Source organism: Paenibacillus sp. NRS-1760, assembly GCF_050467785.1.
Classification (GTDB): Bacteria; Bacillota; Bacilli; order Paenibacillales; family Paenibacillaceae; genus Pristimantibacillus.
The window spans coordinates 74916-89675 of the sequence record NZ_JBITPK010000007.1; the positions used below are offsets into that span (position 1 = coordinate 74916).

General features: G+C 44.2%; 9 protein-coding genes. 4 read left to right on the forward strand and 5 right to left on the reverse strand.

The window, feature by feature from the left end; translation table 11 throughout:
- Positions 1–59: 59 nt before the first annotated feature.
- Complete coding sequence (locus tag ACIFSR_RS04385) at positions 60–644, reverse strand: LysE family transporter (protein WP_430055228.1); 585 nt, start codon at positions 642–644, stop codon at positions 60–62.
- A 63-nt stretch (positions 645–707) separates the two neighbouring features.
- On the opposite strand from ACIFSR_RS04385, the gene ACIFSR_RS04390 reads away from it, so the two are divergent.
- Positions 708–1313: a helix-turn-helix domain-containing protein gene (locus tag ACIFSR_RS04390; RefSeq protein WP_430055231.1), complete on the forward strand. Its 606-nt coding sequence runs from the start codon at positions 708–710 to the stop codon at positions 1311–1313.
- A 62-nt stretch (positions 1314–1375) separates the two neighbouring features.
- Here ACIFSR_RS04390 and ACIFSR_RS04395 read toward each other — a convergent pair whose 3' ends face one another.
- Positions 1376–2017, reverse strand: a complete 642-nt coding sequence (locus ACIFSR_RS04395) for a hypothetical protein (RefSeq protein ID WP_430055233.1) — start codon at positions 2015–2017, stop codon at positions 1376–1378.
- 192 nt (positions 2018–2209) lie between these two features.
- On the opposite strand from ACIFSR_RS04395, the gene ACIFSR_RS04400 reads away from it, so the two are divergent.
- Entirely contained in the window at positions 2210–3778 is a 1569-nt protein-coding gene (locus tag ACIFSR_RS04400; RefSeq protein ID WP_430055236.1) for a class I adenylate-forming enzyme family protein, read from the forward strand.
- Positions 3779–3806: 28 nt separating this feature from the next.
- On the opposite strand, the gene ACIFSR_RS04405 is transcribed toward ACIFSR_RS04400, so the two are convergent.
- From ACIFSR_RS04405 to ACIFSR_RS04415, 3 genes are all read right to left on the reverse strand, one after another.
- Complete coding sequence (locus ACIFSR_RS04405; protein WP_430055239.1) at positions 3807–4343, reverse strand: hypothetical protein; 537 nt, start codon at positions 4341–4343, stop codon at positions 3807–3809.
- Positions 4343–4759 (reverse strand): MerR family transcriptional regulator, encoded by a 417-nt coding sequence (locus tag ACIFSR_RS04410; RefSeq protein ID WP_430055242.1) that lies wholly within the window; start codon positions 4757–4759, stop codon positions 4343–4345. The genes ACIFSR_RS04405 and ACIFSR_RS04410 overlap by 1 nt, the downstream gene beginning before the upstream one ends.
- A 238-nt stretch (positions 4760–4997) precedes the next feature.
- Positions 4998–12563 (reverse strand): pullulanase, encoded by a 7566-nt coding sequence (locus ACIFSR_RS04415; protein WP_430055245.1) that lies wholly within the window; start codon positions 12561–12563, stop codon positions 4998–5000.
- A gap of 462 nt (positions 12564–13025) precedes the next feature.
- On the opposite strand from ACIFSR_RS04415, the gene ACIFSR_RS04420 reads away from it, so the two are divergent.
- On the forward strand, positions 13026–13721 hold the full coding sequence (locus tag ACIFSR_RS04420) for a response regulator transcription factor (protein WP_339206761.1): 696 nt from the start codon (positions 13026–13028) through the stop codon (positions 13719–13721).
- A complete protein-coding gene (locus tag ACIFSR_RS04425) occupies positions 13714–14718 on the forward strand; it encodes an ATP-binding protein (protein WP_430055248.1) in 1005 nt (334 codons plus the stop codon). Before ACIFSR_RS04420 ends, ACIFSR_RS04425 begins: the two co-directional genes overlap by 8 nt.
- Positions 14719–14760: the final 42 nt, after the last annotated feature.

The following is a 14760-nucleotide window of genomic DNA, read 5'->3' on the forward strand; positions in this document are numbered from 1 at the left end:
CAAAGCCAAACAGCTCCTTTTTCAGCTCAACTATCCTGCCCTTCTGTCTGAACAATCCTCTACAAATGCATGGTAATTGCACTATAAATCAATAATAATCCCATGAATATATTGAACTTTTTCTCATGTGCAGCGAGAAATTTTTGAAATAATGCACCAAAAACAGCCCAGCAGGATGTGGCTACCAGTCCTACAAAGGCAAGGAACATCGAAAACAATAATAAGCTTATATTTGATTTGTAAAATGGCATGATGAACGTCGAAATCGCTGTAATCCCATATAATATCACCTTAAAATTAACGAACTGCAGCAGCATGCCCGATAAGAATGAATTCAGCTGCCCATGATTATCTCCATCACTACGGTGTGGTTTACTCTTCATTATTTTAAATGCAAGATAAGTCATATACAGGCTTCCTAACATATTCATGAAAAATTTCATTTTAGGAACGAAGCTATATAATAGCAGATTGAAATAACAACATAAGAGCATTAATAGTAAGAAACCAGTTGCTACACCAAACAGAAAACGAATAGACTTCTTCATTCCATATCGGCTCGCATTAGACATCGCCATGATGTTATTTGGCCCTGGCGTAAATGTATTCACAATAACATAAATCAAAAAAGGAGCTAAAGCCATGATTTAAATCCGCCTCTCGTGTGCTATACTTGAACAAGATGTACTCTTTAACGCATGTACGTTATGATTATACATTATGAACGCTATATCGCACAATCGAGGAGGCTAAATATTTTGGAAGACATCAATTATGTACTTGCCAATAACCTAAAACACCTGCGGGAGCTACAAAAGCTTAGTCTTGATAAGGTAGCAGAAATGACAGGGGTCAGCAAAACGATGTTAGGACAAATCGAACGCGGCGAATCCAACCCTACTATTGGAACCGTTTGGAAAATAGCTAATGGTTTAAAAGTTTCATTCACTTCCCTCATTAACGAGCCGCAATCCGATACAGTCATCGTTCGCAAAAATGAAATACAAACACTAACAGAAGATAACGGTAGATTTCTGCTTTATCCGTTTTTCCCCTTTGAAGAAGGCAGACGATTTGAAATGTATTCCGTTGATATGGAAATAGGCGCTTATTTGAGTTCTGAATCACATAGAGAAGGTACACAGGAGTTTTTAACCGTGTTTGAGGGTGAGCTTACCGTTCGTGTAAATAATGAAGAATATACAGTGAAAACGGGCGATTCCATACGTTTTACAGCAGATACTCCCCATGTCTATCACAATTCAGGTGATTGTATTGTGAGAATCAGTATGGTCATTTATTATCCGTCTTAACAAGAGGCTGTTCCATAAGTAGAATACTCTACTTTTGGAACAGCCTCTTTTGTTTTAATCAACTACTGGTTGCTGGAAGGAAATTGCCAAACCATTGTAGTAAGTCGTTTTTTCTCGGTATCGGCAGGCGTTGCCAAAAAATGTTTGCGCTCCAAATATTCCATTACCGCAAAAACAAGCGTCATCCCATCATTCATTGCTTTGTACACAATCTCTTTATCCGATATAAATGATGGCGCATCCTTTCTGCATACGGATATCATATCCTCATAGATTTGATCTACTTTCTTTTTGAAGTTGTTCTCATGAAATGCTTGATCCAATATACGATTCAGCGCTTTATGCTGGGAGGCATTAAAGTATGGAACCAAACATTCAAGCTTGCCGCTCTCCATGGATACAAAACCCTTTTCGACGAGTCTGCTAATTAAGATCCGATCATATTCCGAGTGTGAAGCTCCGCTCTCTATAAGCTCTACGACCCTTGATAAGTCATCCAGATCGGGCGCGTTAAAGTCTCTCCACGACATACCCGACCACCACGATTCCATCTGAAGCCCGCCATGGTAATGGCTGTTGCGCGTTTTAATGCCGTTCGTTGCATATTTGCGAACAATCTCATGGTTAGGCAAGAGAGCAAAGCCGAATATCTTTCTCGAATAGCTTTGCAGAAGCGATTCATCGATCAGGATATTTGCTGTCATGCGGCACCTCCTTTGGCAGTCGTATGGTATATAAGTAGCTGCACCAATCAAACGGTTGGTCATTTTATAAAAAAAACATTATTTTTCCATAAGGAAAATCAATTTGCTGCCCCAGCTTCTTCCTGTTACGGTTGAATAGTACAGTAAATTCATAGGTTTTATTGCTCTTATTTTAATTAGGGAGGTTATGATATGCTGCTTTCCAAAATACTGCCGAAGACTGCTAAGATGCACCCAACAAAAAAAGCAATGAAGGATAAGAATGAAACCCTTACTTATGAACAGTTATTTAATAAGGTTAACCGTGTCGCTCAAGGATTTCATAATCTCGCAATCAAGCCAGGTGAACGAATCGCAATGATTAGTTCTCCATCACCGCAGCTTGCTATTGCCGAACTTGCTGCCGTTGCCATTGGTGCCATTCCTGTAACGATTTTTCCCGGGTTAACCGCAAATGAAATCAAAAATATTGTTCAAGATGCTGCTCCCACTGCGCTAGTCTACAACTCCGAACAATCTCAGCTATTAGAAGCCTTATCTTCACTGCCAATTGCGCATTTCATTTCATGCACCTTAGATCAGTCCCCCCTATCATTGCAGTCCTTTATGGTTCATTGTCCCGCTCTCATGGAATGGCATGAAGCTGAACCAGATGATGTGGCGCTTATTATTTATACAGGCGGTACGACGGGACGATCCAAAGGTGTCATGCATTCTCACCGCCATATTCGCAATTGGTCCTTTATGAACCTAGAGAGGGGCGGCGGGCATAACGCTTCTAAAAAATCGATCGTGATGAATCAAGCCCATTTAACCGGCCAGTTTGTTTTGTGGACGACCTTATTTGAAGGCGGCTGCCTCATCTATCCGAATGAATATCCCGTTCGAGCTGAAGAAATTGTTGATATCATTGAACGGGAGCAAATTAAGTTTTTGGGTACTGTGGGGCTATTATTTCGAGATATTGTCCTTATGGAAAATATCAAATCCCGCAGCCTGCAATCCATCGAAGGCATCTCTTGCGGCGGCGCGCCCATCAGCGAAAAATTATTTCATCAAGCGTTAACTATTTTTCCGAATGCACAAATTACTGAAGTCTATTCTCAAACAGAAAGCGGACAATTTATTAGTTTTTTAAACATAAACCAATGTTTCCATGAAGGAAAGCTAAATCGATTAATATCCGTTGGCAGTCCAGCCAACATGCCGCATTGGGGACAAAAAGCATTCCAAATTCGTATTATTGACGAGCTCGGCCAAGATGTTAAACAAGGAGAAACTGGCGAAATTATATGCAAAGGAGAACAAATCATGCTTGGCTACTGGAATAATCCAGTAGAAACAAACCATGCCTTGCAGGGTGGGTGGCTCTATACAGGAGATTTAGGCAGGTTTGATGAGGATGGTTATTTGTATCTCATGGATCGAAAAAAAGATATTATTATTGTTGACGGTGCAAATGTTTACTGCTCAGAAGTAGAGGAGGCACTTAGCAAGCATCCTTCTATTCGTGAGGTTGCTGTAATTGGAACGCCCTTATTAGTGGATGGCGAAGAAGTAACTGCGGTGGTGTCCCTTAAGGGCGATGCCGAGCTGACTTTAACTGATCTAAAAATATTTTGCCATGAGCAGATTGCTCCATTTAAAATTCCAACGCGATTGGAAATCGTTTCCTCTCTCCCAAGAACCTCTGTCGGAAAGCTAAACAAGGCGGAGCTGAAGAAACCGTACTGGCTCGGCAGAAAACGTATGATTAATTAATGTTTATCTCATTAATTATTTTGGATGCCTAACGTGGTGCAAGCCCTTCAATTCGGTACTTTTTCTCCCAATCGGCATATTCACTCGATTCGATCCTAATGATTTTTGTTTGGGAATGATCAATAAATTCATATTCAGATTGCTCATTAGATTTTTTCAGAGCCAGATGTTCTTTCATAAACGCTGCGGCTTCTTCATCAACGACCAAGCCGTCCATTTCATCCTCAGATACGATCCTTAATGGCACTTCATATTCAATTCGAATAGGCTTTTCTTTTTCTCTATAAGTGATAGCAACAATGATGGTCTTCTCTCCGCATGTTACTGGGCCTGTCGTAAATAGTTCCACGATCATGTTATTTATTATCATTGGATTGGGTACGACGATCTCCTGAATAACCGTCTCCTCATATCCGCTCAAATTGTGCAGACGATGAATGCCGCTTGGCAGCGTAAGCTGTACACGAACATCATCCGCATCACGGGTTGGAGAAAGCTGAAGCCATAGATGGTTCATGCCTTCTTCATTTTCCATAACGGATTTGGTGAACCTTGCTTTGATCATCACTTCACTTCTCCCTTCAGCATTTGAGAGATTGTCTCTACCATTTTCACTCGGAGTTCCGCCGATATACGTGGACTCATCGAAAGAATGACGTCCTCATTAATGACATGGGTATCGTTGGTTAGCATTTTTTTGGAGCGATACAGCTGAAGATTCTCGCCAATTTTGGAAATCTCATCTATAGAAAGCTCCTTCAGCTTTTCTTGAATGGCAGCCAGCGTTTCTCCGCTATGGACTAACGTGAGAATCGCACGAAAGTAACTAACGTGGCTGCTCGTATAAACTCTTTTGTTCCCAAGAAGCTCTAACGGGGGAACGATCCCGATCTGGGTATAATACCTAACGGTTCTCAAATTCATCTCAGGGTCTTCCTGCTGGAGTATCTCTGCAACTTGTTTCGCTGTGAATGCGTCCATCGTCTCACCTCTTTTCTCATTATCGACGACCAATACTTTTACAGTTCGCTGTATCGGTTACAGTATACTGTAACTATGGCGTGATGTAAAGATATGGATTACTCTACTTGGCAATACAACAACACCAAAAAAAGCCGGGTCTCCAGAAGGAGAAGCCCGGCTTTTGTCTGTTTCAGCAACTACATCATGTTAGACATAATGATTTGCTATCTTTCTAACCCTTACATTAAAGAAATGCTTATTTCCCTAAAAGCTTATAGATGACCTGTGCACTTTCTGCACGTGTCATTTTCCCTTTCGGCGCAAATGTATCGTTTGCTCTGCCTTGAACGAGCCCTAGCTTAGCAGCTGCCGCAACCGATGCTTCCGCCCAATTGCTAATTTGGCTGCGGTCAGTGAATGTTGTTTCCTCTGCCGCTGAAGCTGCAGCCGCTCCCTTTCTAACCTCATACGCTCGCATGATCATGACAGCCATTTCCTCGCGGCTTATCGTTTCATTTGGCGCAAACGCCGAAGTACTGCGGCCTTTTATAATGCCCAGCTTGCTTGCTGTCGCCACATAAGCGGAATACCATTTGCCCGCTTCTACATCGCTATAGCTTGCCGTGCCTTCTGCCTTCACTCCAAGAGCACGGATAAGCATAGCTGCAAATTCAGCTCTCGTTACGTTCGATTGCGGTGCAAACTGCTTCTCATTAATGCCCGAAACAATGCGCTTCGCAGCCAGTGATTTAATCGCTGCGATAGCCCAGTGACTCGCTGGCACATCCGTAAATGATTTATCGTACTCAAGAACCGCATATTTGCTGAAATGGAATACCTCAGCCGTAATTATCTCACCCTTAAGCGTACCGCCGATGTATTCCAGCTTGCCAGTATCACTCACATAATAGATACCAACGATGTCTTGGTTGGCGTTCGGATTAAGCTGGAAGCTGAGTAGGATCGGCTTCTCAAACTTCGTAACCGGAATCACTTTTCCAGCCTTCGTTACGATGCTTAAGTTGAAATCATAAACCAGAGAGCCCGCTTTCAGCTTAGCTTGAGCATCCTGGGTTCCGTCAACCAAAGCGTCCGCATCTGCTGTCTTCAACGGTTTTGCCTCGAATACGATACGAGCCCCATCCGCTTCACTCGCAGACACAAGTCCTTTAATGGAAGCCAATAGTTCATTTGACAGCGTCATTGTAATGCCAGCTGCCTTCAGCTCCAAGCTATTGCCTGCCAGTACTGCTGCTGCATCAAGCGGAAATTGTACCGAATGTTTTCCATCGACAAATTGTACCGACACTTTACCATCCTTGCCGCTGCGCAAGATGTCATTATCAATCACTTGGACATCAGCTGGCTGTGGTTTACTCGGCGTCGTAGGTGTCGGAACATTATCCGCAACCTCACTCAAAATAACCGTTCCGCCTTCATTTCTGCCCGGCACTTCAACTGTCACCTGTCCATTATCCTTCACCGTGTAAAGCGTTCCGCTGTACTCATCCTTTGCCTTTGCTCCAACTTCGAAAGGAACCTCCAGTGTAACCTGCTTGCTCTCTACGGCTGTGTTAATGATCGTTACAATATTTACGTTGTTAAATTGTTTATTAAATGCTAAATAGGCTAGTGCATCCGATCCAGCAAGCTTGGTACGCAAGCCTTTGGAATAAACCTTCGAGAATTTCGCCCGAATACTGAGCAGCTTCTCGTAGTGATCATGCAGCGCTTGTTCTGCCGTCAACTGATCCCATGGCATATCTGAACGATTTTCGCTGAACAATCCTGCGCTCATATCGCGAGCATTAGGTCCTGAGCGGCCAAGCTCCTCGCCGTAATAAATGACGGGCTGGCCTTTCGCTGTGATTTGAAGAGCTGCTGCGATTTTCAGCTTGCCTTTGTCTCCTTTCACAAACTCAGACAGGAAACCATCCTCATCGTGGCTGCTTAGGAACTGCCCCATCATTGCTGTGTTATCCAGCTTCGTTTCCCGGTCTGCCAGATAAGCATCAACAGCATCAATCTTCCCATCCGTAAAATCTTTGGCTCTGTCATTAAAGCTAAAATCGAGCAAGCTGTCCATTTGGCCGCTGCGCAGCATGCCGCCGTCACCGTCGATTGAAGCGCCAAAATTTTCACCGATCAGCTTGAAGCTTGGATCGATAGTCGTCAACGCATTTTTGAACGCTTTCCATGTTGTGCTCTCTACATGCTTCACTGTATCCACGCGGAAGAAATCAATCGTGTCGCCGCGATCCGTTCTTGCACGCTCCAGCCAGCCTGCTTGCCATTCGATCATTTTCTCACGAACGGCTGGGTCCTCTGTCTTGAAGTCCGGCAAACCATCCAGTTCACCTTCAATTGGATTGGTGCTGGCTTGAACGCCATTTGTTCTGAGCATCCCTTCAAAGCGAGCTTTGTCCTCCGGTGTAATGCCTGGACGGTTATCCTCAGCTTTTAAGCCGTAGCCGGTGTGGTTAAGCACCACGTCAACCATAATTTTGATGCCCTTGTCGTGGGCTTTGTTAATGAGCTCCTTAAACGTATCCATATCACCAAGATGCTCATCAAGCTTCGTGAAATCTTTAGCCCAGTAGCCATGATAGCCGTACTGCTTGGTGTTAAAATCTACGCCTTTGTTGAAATCGATATTATCGACAATCGGAGTGATCCACAGCGTATTAATGCCCAGCTCCTGCAAATAATCCAGCTTGTCGATCATGCCTTGGAAATCACCGCCGTGGTAAGCTTCAAGGTGATCTTTATCTACATCCGCATTATTGGCCCAATCCCCATCCGCAAACCGATCAGTTAGCACAAAATAGATACGTGCCTCATCCCAATCAAAGTCGAGATTGCCAGCAAAGGTTCTTGCTTTTACCGTTATTGTGGCTGTATGCGTGTGCTTGTTGCCGTACTCATCGATGAGTGTAACGGGTATTTCTTTTACTCCCGCTGTAACTGTGTCTTTCACGGCAATCGTTTGTGCAAACAGCTTGGTGTCGAAAGGCACTTTAGCTAATCCACCTACTGCCGTTAAATCCATATACCCTTCAGTAAATGCGACTTCTTCTGATGCTGATGCCTGTAATTTGAGCACCGCACTTTCATTGTACGAAATCGCAGCTGGATCAACCGATGTCGTCATCGTTACGACCGGCTTCCGATACGTAATGATTGATTTGCCATTGGTCGTATTTTTGGGATCGGTTATTTCAAAGGCTGCTTCGTCTTTCTTCTTCACAAGGAAGGTATATTCGTATGTGCCGCCTTCTACATTTGCAAGTGAATAAGTAAACCACTCCTTCGCAGCATCATAAACCATTTCATGCTCTGCACCATTCACCTTTACCTTAACCCCGGTCAAATCACTTGAGCGTCCTTTTTCAAATAAAGCATCATCCCGGTACAGGAAGGTAATGCCACCATCTTTTAGAACTGGTCCGGTGATAGTTGGCAAAATATCCAGCTGATTTACCATACTCGTTATATTTACTTTCGTAAAAGCAGCCCCAGGCGAGATCGGAATCACGCGATCGTCTGGAATATCCTGCTTCGCTGTGTCCCAGTCTGTTCCTTTACGAAGCACGAAGCCCACATTGGTCGCATCCTGCGAAATTTCAAGCATGACTGTTGCAATGCCATTTTCGATTTTATCAAAGTTGATTTGATCATTTTTCACACCGGTGTTCCATATCCACATATTCCAGTCCTGATAGTTTTTATCCGGACGAATGTAGTTGATTTGGACATACCGTTTGATTGATTCTGTTTTTACAGCAACTACAGCGCTCACGGATATTCCGTTGTACGTAGCTGTGATCGTTGCATTTCCTAAGCTGTTTGCTTTAACAAGGCCTCCTGTTGTTACAGAAGCAATTTCGGGCTTATTCGAAGAATATACAACTCCGCTTGTTACTTTTCTTTTGCTGCCGTCACTGTATTTCGCATAAACTACCGTTTGATGGGTCGTTCCAACCTGCAAAGGATAGTTAGCGTTATCCAGCTCAAGCGCATTTAGAACAGGCGCTGCCGCTTCCATCTTAATAATGACTGCGGTCAACGGCTCAATCGTAATCGAGCTAGCCGTCAGTTCAAAGCCGGATGGCGCAGAAACCGCCGAAATCCCCGCTTCATCATTATCTACAAGCACTGTGCCTGCAGTTAAATCCTCTGATAACGTAAGCGTTCTTGCTGTACGATCAGCATTCATAAATACATAATAATTGCCGGTGCCGTCTGTTGCTTTATTTTTGTAGCCGATCACAAGATCGTTATCTTTCATTTCCTTCGCAGGAATGAGCGTGACATTGGAATCAACTAGGTCCTTTTCGCCTAAACGGAAGGCATCCGTATGTTTCCGAAGTTCAATTAGTCCTGCTGTGTACTCCTTCGTTACATGATTGACTGGATATTGCTCAGCATTCGTCGCCTTCTGCCAGTCAAATTTATTGATTGCATCGGAGGAATCATAGGAATCATGAATGAAATAACCAAATGAGGTTCCGGCTGCATCTTTAAGCTCGTGGTATTTCTGCTCCGGCACTCCTGCCCCAAGCCACTGCTTCGTTCTGCCATATTCTTGACCAGCATGAAGGAAAGCCGTACCTTGAGAGGTTAGAATGAGCAAATTGCCCAAACGTATCCGTTTATGAATTTCCAGATCATTAGCCGCTATAGCCGGGTCTTTCTTAATCGACTGGGCAATAACATCATACAGCGGCAAGTTGTCATGGGCTTCAATATACTGCACCATGTCTCCCGGGTCATCAGCAGGCGTGTTGCTTGGCTGCCCCTTGATATTATTCAGGATCGTAGCCACGCTTCTTGCTCCACCTGTTATAAATCTTGGCTCGCCCTCCGAGCCGAAACCGGATTTCAATTCATTGCGAATCTCATCGGAGAAAACGCCTACGCTGTCTGTTTTATCCATCCATTTTTGGTCTGCGCCTTTGCCCTTCAAAGCAGGATCAGAAGCATCGCCCCCGAACGTTACCCAGCCTTCACCGATAAACAAGGCATTCGGATTAATACTCGCTGCTGCATCGTAAGCATTCTGTACGGAATCATACGTAGCGTCGCCCATCATATCCCAGCGCATGCCGTCGATTTTGTATTCATCAAACCAGTACTTAACCGAATCAACCATTAGCTTCTCCGCCATTTTGTGAGAGGTAGCAAGATTGTTGCCGAATCCGCCGATATTGTTGCCATTTGCATCTTGGAATGCGTAATAGTTAGGTACGATATCATTTAAGAAACTTGCTTTGGCCATATGGGTGTAGACGACATCAAGAACGACTCCCATACCTTCATCATGAATCGCATCAATGAGTCCTTTTAATTCCTTTACTCTCAGCTCGGGATCTGCCGCATCCTCCGAATAAGCGCCATCCGGCGAGAAGTAGCTATGCGGATCATAACCCCAGTTGTATTCGTTGTTTTGTGCAGAGTATTCCAGTTCTCTTGTTCCCATCTGAGCTTCGTCGCCATAATACCAGGCCATAACTGGAAGCAGCTGAATATGGGTAACGCCTAATGATTTAATATAAGACAGCTTATCCTTGAACGCGTTATAAGAGCCCCATCTCGCATTAAGATCATCAGCTACGGATGGATCGGACGTAAAGTCTCTAATATGCGCCTCCCAAATAATCGCGTCCTCTCGTTTCTCATAGCCGTCAATTTTGGCAAAATCATAATCTACAGCAGGATCAGTCGCACCTAGATCAACGATTGCCGCTTTGCCAACTGCATCGCCATCTGGACCGGTTTCACCTTTCGTATTCACTCTAAATTCCGCCATCGATTTCGCGTACGGGTCGAGTACTTGTTTCGTAACCCCATCATTGGTCACTTCATATTGATAAAAATACCCCTTCAGGTCGGTTATGCCTTGACCTGTGAAATCAGTTGGCGCGATAGCTGCCGTCCAAACGCCCTTGTCGCCTTTCGTCAAACTGACGCTGCCAACCAGCTTAGTGGAATCAGCTTTATCATAGACATTTGCTACGACTGCGCTTGCTTTTGGCGCCCATAGCTTCAGAACTACGCTGCCAGAATGATAGCTCGCCCCAAGATCATTACCTTCGTAGTTGTAAAGCTCATCAAGCATTCTCCAGCCTGAAGTCGCGGATACGGTTCTCCCTTGGTAGGTTACGCTCAGCGGCGTTTGATCCAGCTGAATGTTTGCCGAGACATTTGCTGTTTTTTTATCAGCGTTCAACACCACTTGATTAATCGGTACAGCTGTACCGTTCTTATCCTTAATAGTGATCGCACTTTTCAATTCCTCTGCTGCGAGACCGTCGGTCATCGTAAATCCGAGAAGGAGCTTACTTTCGGATAAGATCTCTGCGGATTCAAGGGCTGTAGGCAGTTCCCAGTAAGGGGACACGTATACATTATTATCTCCCTTCTTGATCCAGAGCTGATTGTAACGATTTACAAGACTGAAGGAGCGATTGCCTCCATCCTTATCCGCATCGCCCAAGGTGCGATTAACGACAAGAAAACTAATTTTTTGCGCGTTCTCTTGAAGCGGAATATCGACATAGCTGCCATAACGGTCGACCTGTTCCTCTGTAAAAGCGGATGCGCCCGTTGGCCATCCTGTTGAAGGAGTCGCCACCTGATCCCACAGCCATAAACCGTAAGCACTCTGTTTTTTATCGTCTCTCACATAGTGAATACGAACGGTATTAGCTGGGAGCTCTACCGGCTCGAAATAAGATACTTTATCGGAGTTCTCCTTAATCCAAATTTCATTTACTGCAGGGGAGCTTATCGCTACCGCTTTATCGCCGCCATCCTTAACTCCATCTAATCGATTAACGATAAGGAAGCCCACTTTTTTGGCATTCGCAGCTAGCGGAATATCAACATAAGCACCATAGCTGTCTATCTTATCTGCTGGAAAAGCTGTTGCGCCACCCGGCCAGCCTGTTGAAGGAGCGGCAACCTGCTCCCATGTCCATATTCCTTGATTCTCATAAAGAGCATCTGCCCGATTGTAATGAATGCGCAGGTGGTTGGCCGGAATCGGATCGAGGTTCGGGTCAACCGGATCTGGACTCGGACTCGGTTCAACTGGTGCTTTGAAATCTGCTGATACTGCTTCTGTATTCGCATTATATTTAAACGTTACCGGAAGATCGGCAGGAAGACTAAGCAATTGATCATCCTTTGGATACGTCTGGTCATCCCAAGTGGATCCAAGCACGATTTTGAATTTGTAATCCCCTTTGGGTACATCTTTCGTTATCGTGTAGACGCCATCCAGATCGGTATCAGTCAAAAGAGATAGCGCCGATTCTGGTGCCCAGTTACTTGGTTCCCCTAGCGGAACCTGCAGAGTCCCAACAATACGAGGCAGCTTGTCGCTGGCTACCTGGGTGTAATAGGTAGAATCCGCAATTTTATGTGTATCGTGGTTATAATAAAAAGTCACTTCTTTCTCTTCGGAGAGTGTCAGCTTAATATTGCCGCCGCTATCCACACCGCTTGGATTCGTATAATTACCAAAGCCATAGCTTTCCAACCAGCCTCCATTTAGAGCAACTTTATATTCATATGTGCCTGCTGGCAGCGTAGCCTTAAACGTATAATAACCGCTGCCGCTATCGCTCATCTTGGTTACCTCGGCTTTGGGGTCCCAATTCTCGCTGTTACCGAGCCCCTTCTGCAAGTCGCCGACAAGAACAACCTGAGTTGGCGCCGCGGCGTTCGTATGTAGCGGTATCGCGCCCACTATCGACCAGATCATAGCTGCAATAAGCATGATAGACATCAATTTCTTTCGTTTTAAAGCAAAGCCCATTTAGATGAACCTCCTCAAATTATGATCATTGCACCTTTCAATCATCAACGCGAACCGTTCTGACTACACCAAAGTTCGTTTAAACAACACCCCCTGACTTCTGTCTAAACAGCTATAGATTTTATGCAAGCGTTTGCACAAATAACATAATTAATGCAAACTTTTTAACCGCATCTTCTACAACAGCTGTTCCAGTCATAAAAGCGCAATGAAAGCGTTTGCTGATTCCCATATTAATACTCAAAATAAAGCGCTGTCAATTGTTTTTCTCACCTTTTACCTATTTCGACACGTAAATTCACCTTTTTCCCCCGAAATGACAACGTTTGCACAAAATGTTGCACAACCTTCTTTTCTCATCCCCCCTCTCAATTCAGCACTTTGTTCCGTGCCATTTATGGCATACATAGGGATTTTCCTATACAATTCATAGTAATAAACTTTTAAAAAAGCGGTGACTCTATGTTTAAACTATTGTTAATTGAAGATGACACAACGTTATTTAACGAGATAAAAGACCGATTATCCCAGTGGTCATATGAGGTACATGGCATATCGGACTTTGAGAAAGTGATTCAGCAATTTACCGCGATTAAGCCGGACCTCGTGATCATCGATATTCAGCTTCCAAAATTCGATGGATTTCATTGGTGCAGAATGATACGTTCCCACTCCAACGTCCCGATCATCTTCTTATCCTCGCGAGACCACCCGACGGACATCGTCATGTCTATGCAGCTTGGAGCGGATGATTATATACAAAAGCCCTTTCATTTCGATGTGCTCATCGTCAAAATACAAGCTATTCTTCGGCGGGTATACAATTACAATACCGAACATATCGAGCTTAAAACCTGGTGCGACGCAACGGTTGATTACGAGAAAAATCTGGTCTCCAATCATAAAGGCTCCATTGAGCTTACCAAAAATGAGATCTTTATTTTAAAAATGCTCATTGACCGTAAAAATAAGATTGTAAGCCGGGAAGAGTTAATTAATAGCTTATGGGATGATAAACGGTTTGTCAGTGACAACACGCTTACTGTGAATGTGAACCGGCTGCGCAAAAGGCTCGATGAAATTGAACTGGGCCGATTTGTTGAAACGAAGGTTGGACAAGGCTATATGGCTGTTGAAGAGGCGCATGATTATGATTAGAAAATATATAGTGGAACGGCGCAGCTGGATTCTGTTGTTTATTATTTTGCAGCTGCTGATTCTTGTTTGTGCTTATGTAGATTCAACAATTCCCCTGCAATCAATGATCTATCTCTTTTATTTATCATCGATTATTTTTATCATCCATTTCGTCATCCGGTATCATAAAGAAACAAGGTTCATCAGAAGCTTAGAGGAGCGAGACATCAGCTTGGATACTACGAGCATGGCTGAGCCGGAGAGCCCGTTTGAGAAAGTGATCGAAAAAAGCATGACGAATCAAGCGGAACTGCTGAAGCACGCTGCAATGAACAATCGGATGATTTTGGAGCATGAGAAGGATGAGCTGTTATCTTGGATACACGAGGTAAAAACGCCGCTAACCGCGATGCGTCTCATGATCGACCGTATACAGGATGAAGGAATGAAAACGCATTTGACGTATGAATGGCTGCGGATTCACCTCCTGCTCGACCAGCAGCTCCATCAGAGACGCATACCGTTTATTGAAAATGATATCTATATCGAAAACACCGATTTGGAAACGATCATCTTCGATGAGATTAAGACGCTGCAATCATGGTGTATTCAGAAGGGGATCGGCTTTGATATTCAATTGGATGAACCGAAAGCGCTGAGCGATGCGAAATGGCTTTCCTTTATCATCAGACAGATTTTAACTAACGCCGTAAAATATAGCCCGCCATCCGATATCGTCATCAAGAGCTATCAGCGGGACCAGCAGACTATCCTTGAAATTATAGACTATGGTCGCGGCATCGACCCGAAGGATCTGCCTCGCATTTTCGATAAAGGCTTTACATCGACCACGATGCACCAAGACAGCGCGGCAACCGGTATGGGATTGTATTTAGCTCAAAAAGCAGCTCAATCGCTGTTGATCCGTGTCCATGTCAAATCCGAGCTTGGAGCAGGAACAGCGTTCACCTTAACTTTCCCGCAGCGAAATGAATTCGTTCGTATCACAAGCATGTGACAACATTGTCACATGCTTCTATTATTTGTTCGGTCATTCGAA

Excerpts from the sequence above, each read along its gene's own strand:
- ACIFSR_RS04410 (WP_430055242.1), bottom strand. The coding sequence starts at position 4,759 with ATGGACGCATTCACAGCGAAACAAGTTGCAGAGATACTCCAGCAGGAA.
- ACIFSR_RS04385 (WP_430055228.1), bottom strand. The coding sequence starts at position 644 with ATGGCTTTAGCTCCTTTTTTGATTTATGTTATTGTGAATACATTTACG.
- ACIFSR_RS04415 (WP_430055245.1), bottom strand. The coding sequence starts at position 12,563 with ATGGGCTTTGCTTTAAAACGAAAGAAATTGATGTCTATCATGCTTATT.
- ACIFSR_RS04400 (WP_430055236.1), top strand. The coding sequence starts at position 2,210 with ATGCTGCTTTCCAAAATACTGCCGAAGACTGCTAAGATGCACCCAACA.
- ACIFSR_RS04425 (WP_430055248.1), top strand. The coding sequence starts at position 13,714 with ATGATTAGAAAATATATAGTGGAACGGCGCAGCTGGATTCTGTTGTTT.
- ACIFSR_RS04395 (WP_430055233.1), bottom strand. The coding sequence starts at position 2,017 with ATGACAGCAAATATCCTGATCGATGAATCGCTTCTGCAAAGCTATTCG.
- ACIFSR_RS04405 (WP_430055239.1), bottom strand. The coding sequence starts at position 4,343 with ATGATCAAAGCAAGGTTCACCAAATCCGTTATGGAAAATGAAGAAGGC.
- ACIFSR_RS04420 (WP_339206761.1), top strand. The coding sequence starts at position 13,026 with ATGTTTAAACTATTGTTAATTGAAGATGACACAACGTTATTTAACGAG.
- ACIFSR_RS04390 (WP_430055231.1), top strand. The coding sequence starts at position 708 with ATGATTATACATTATGAACGCTATATCGCACAATCGAGGAGGCTAAAT.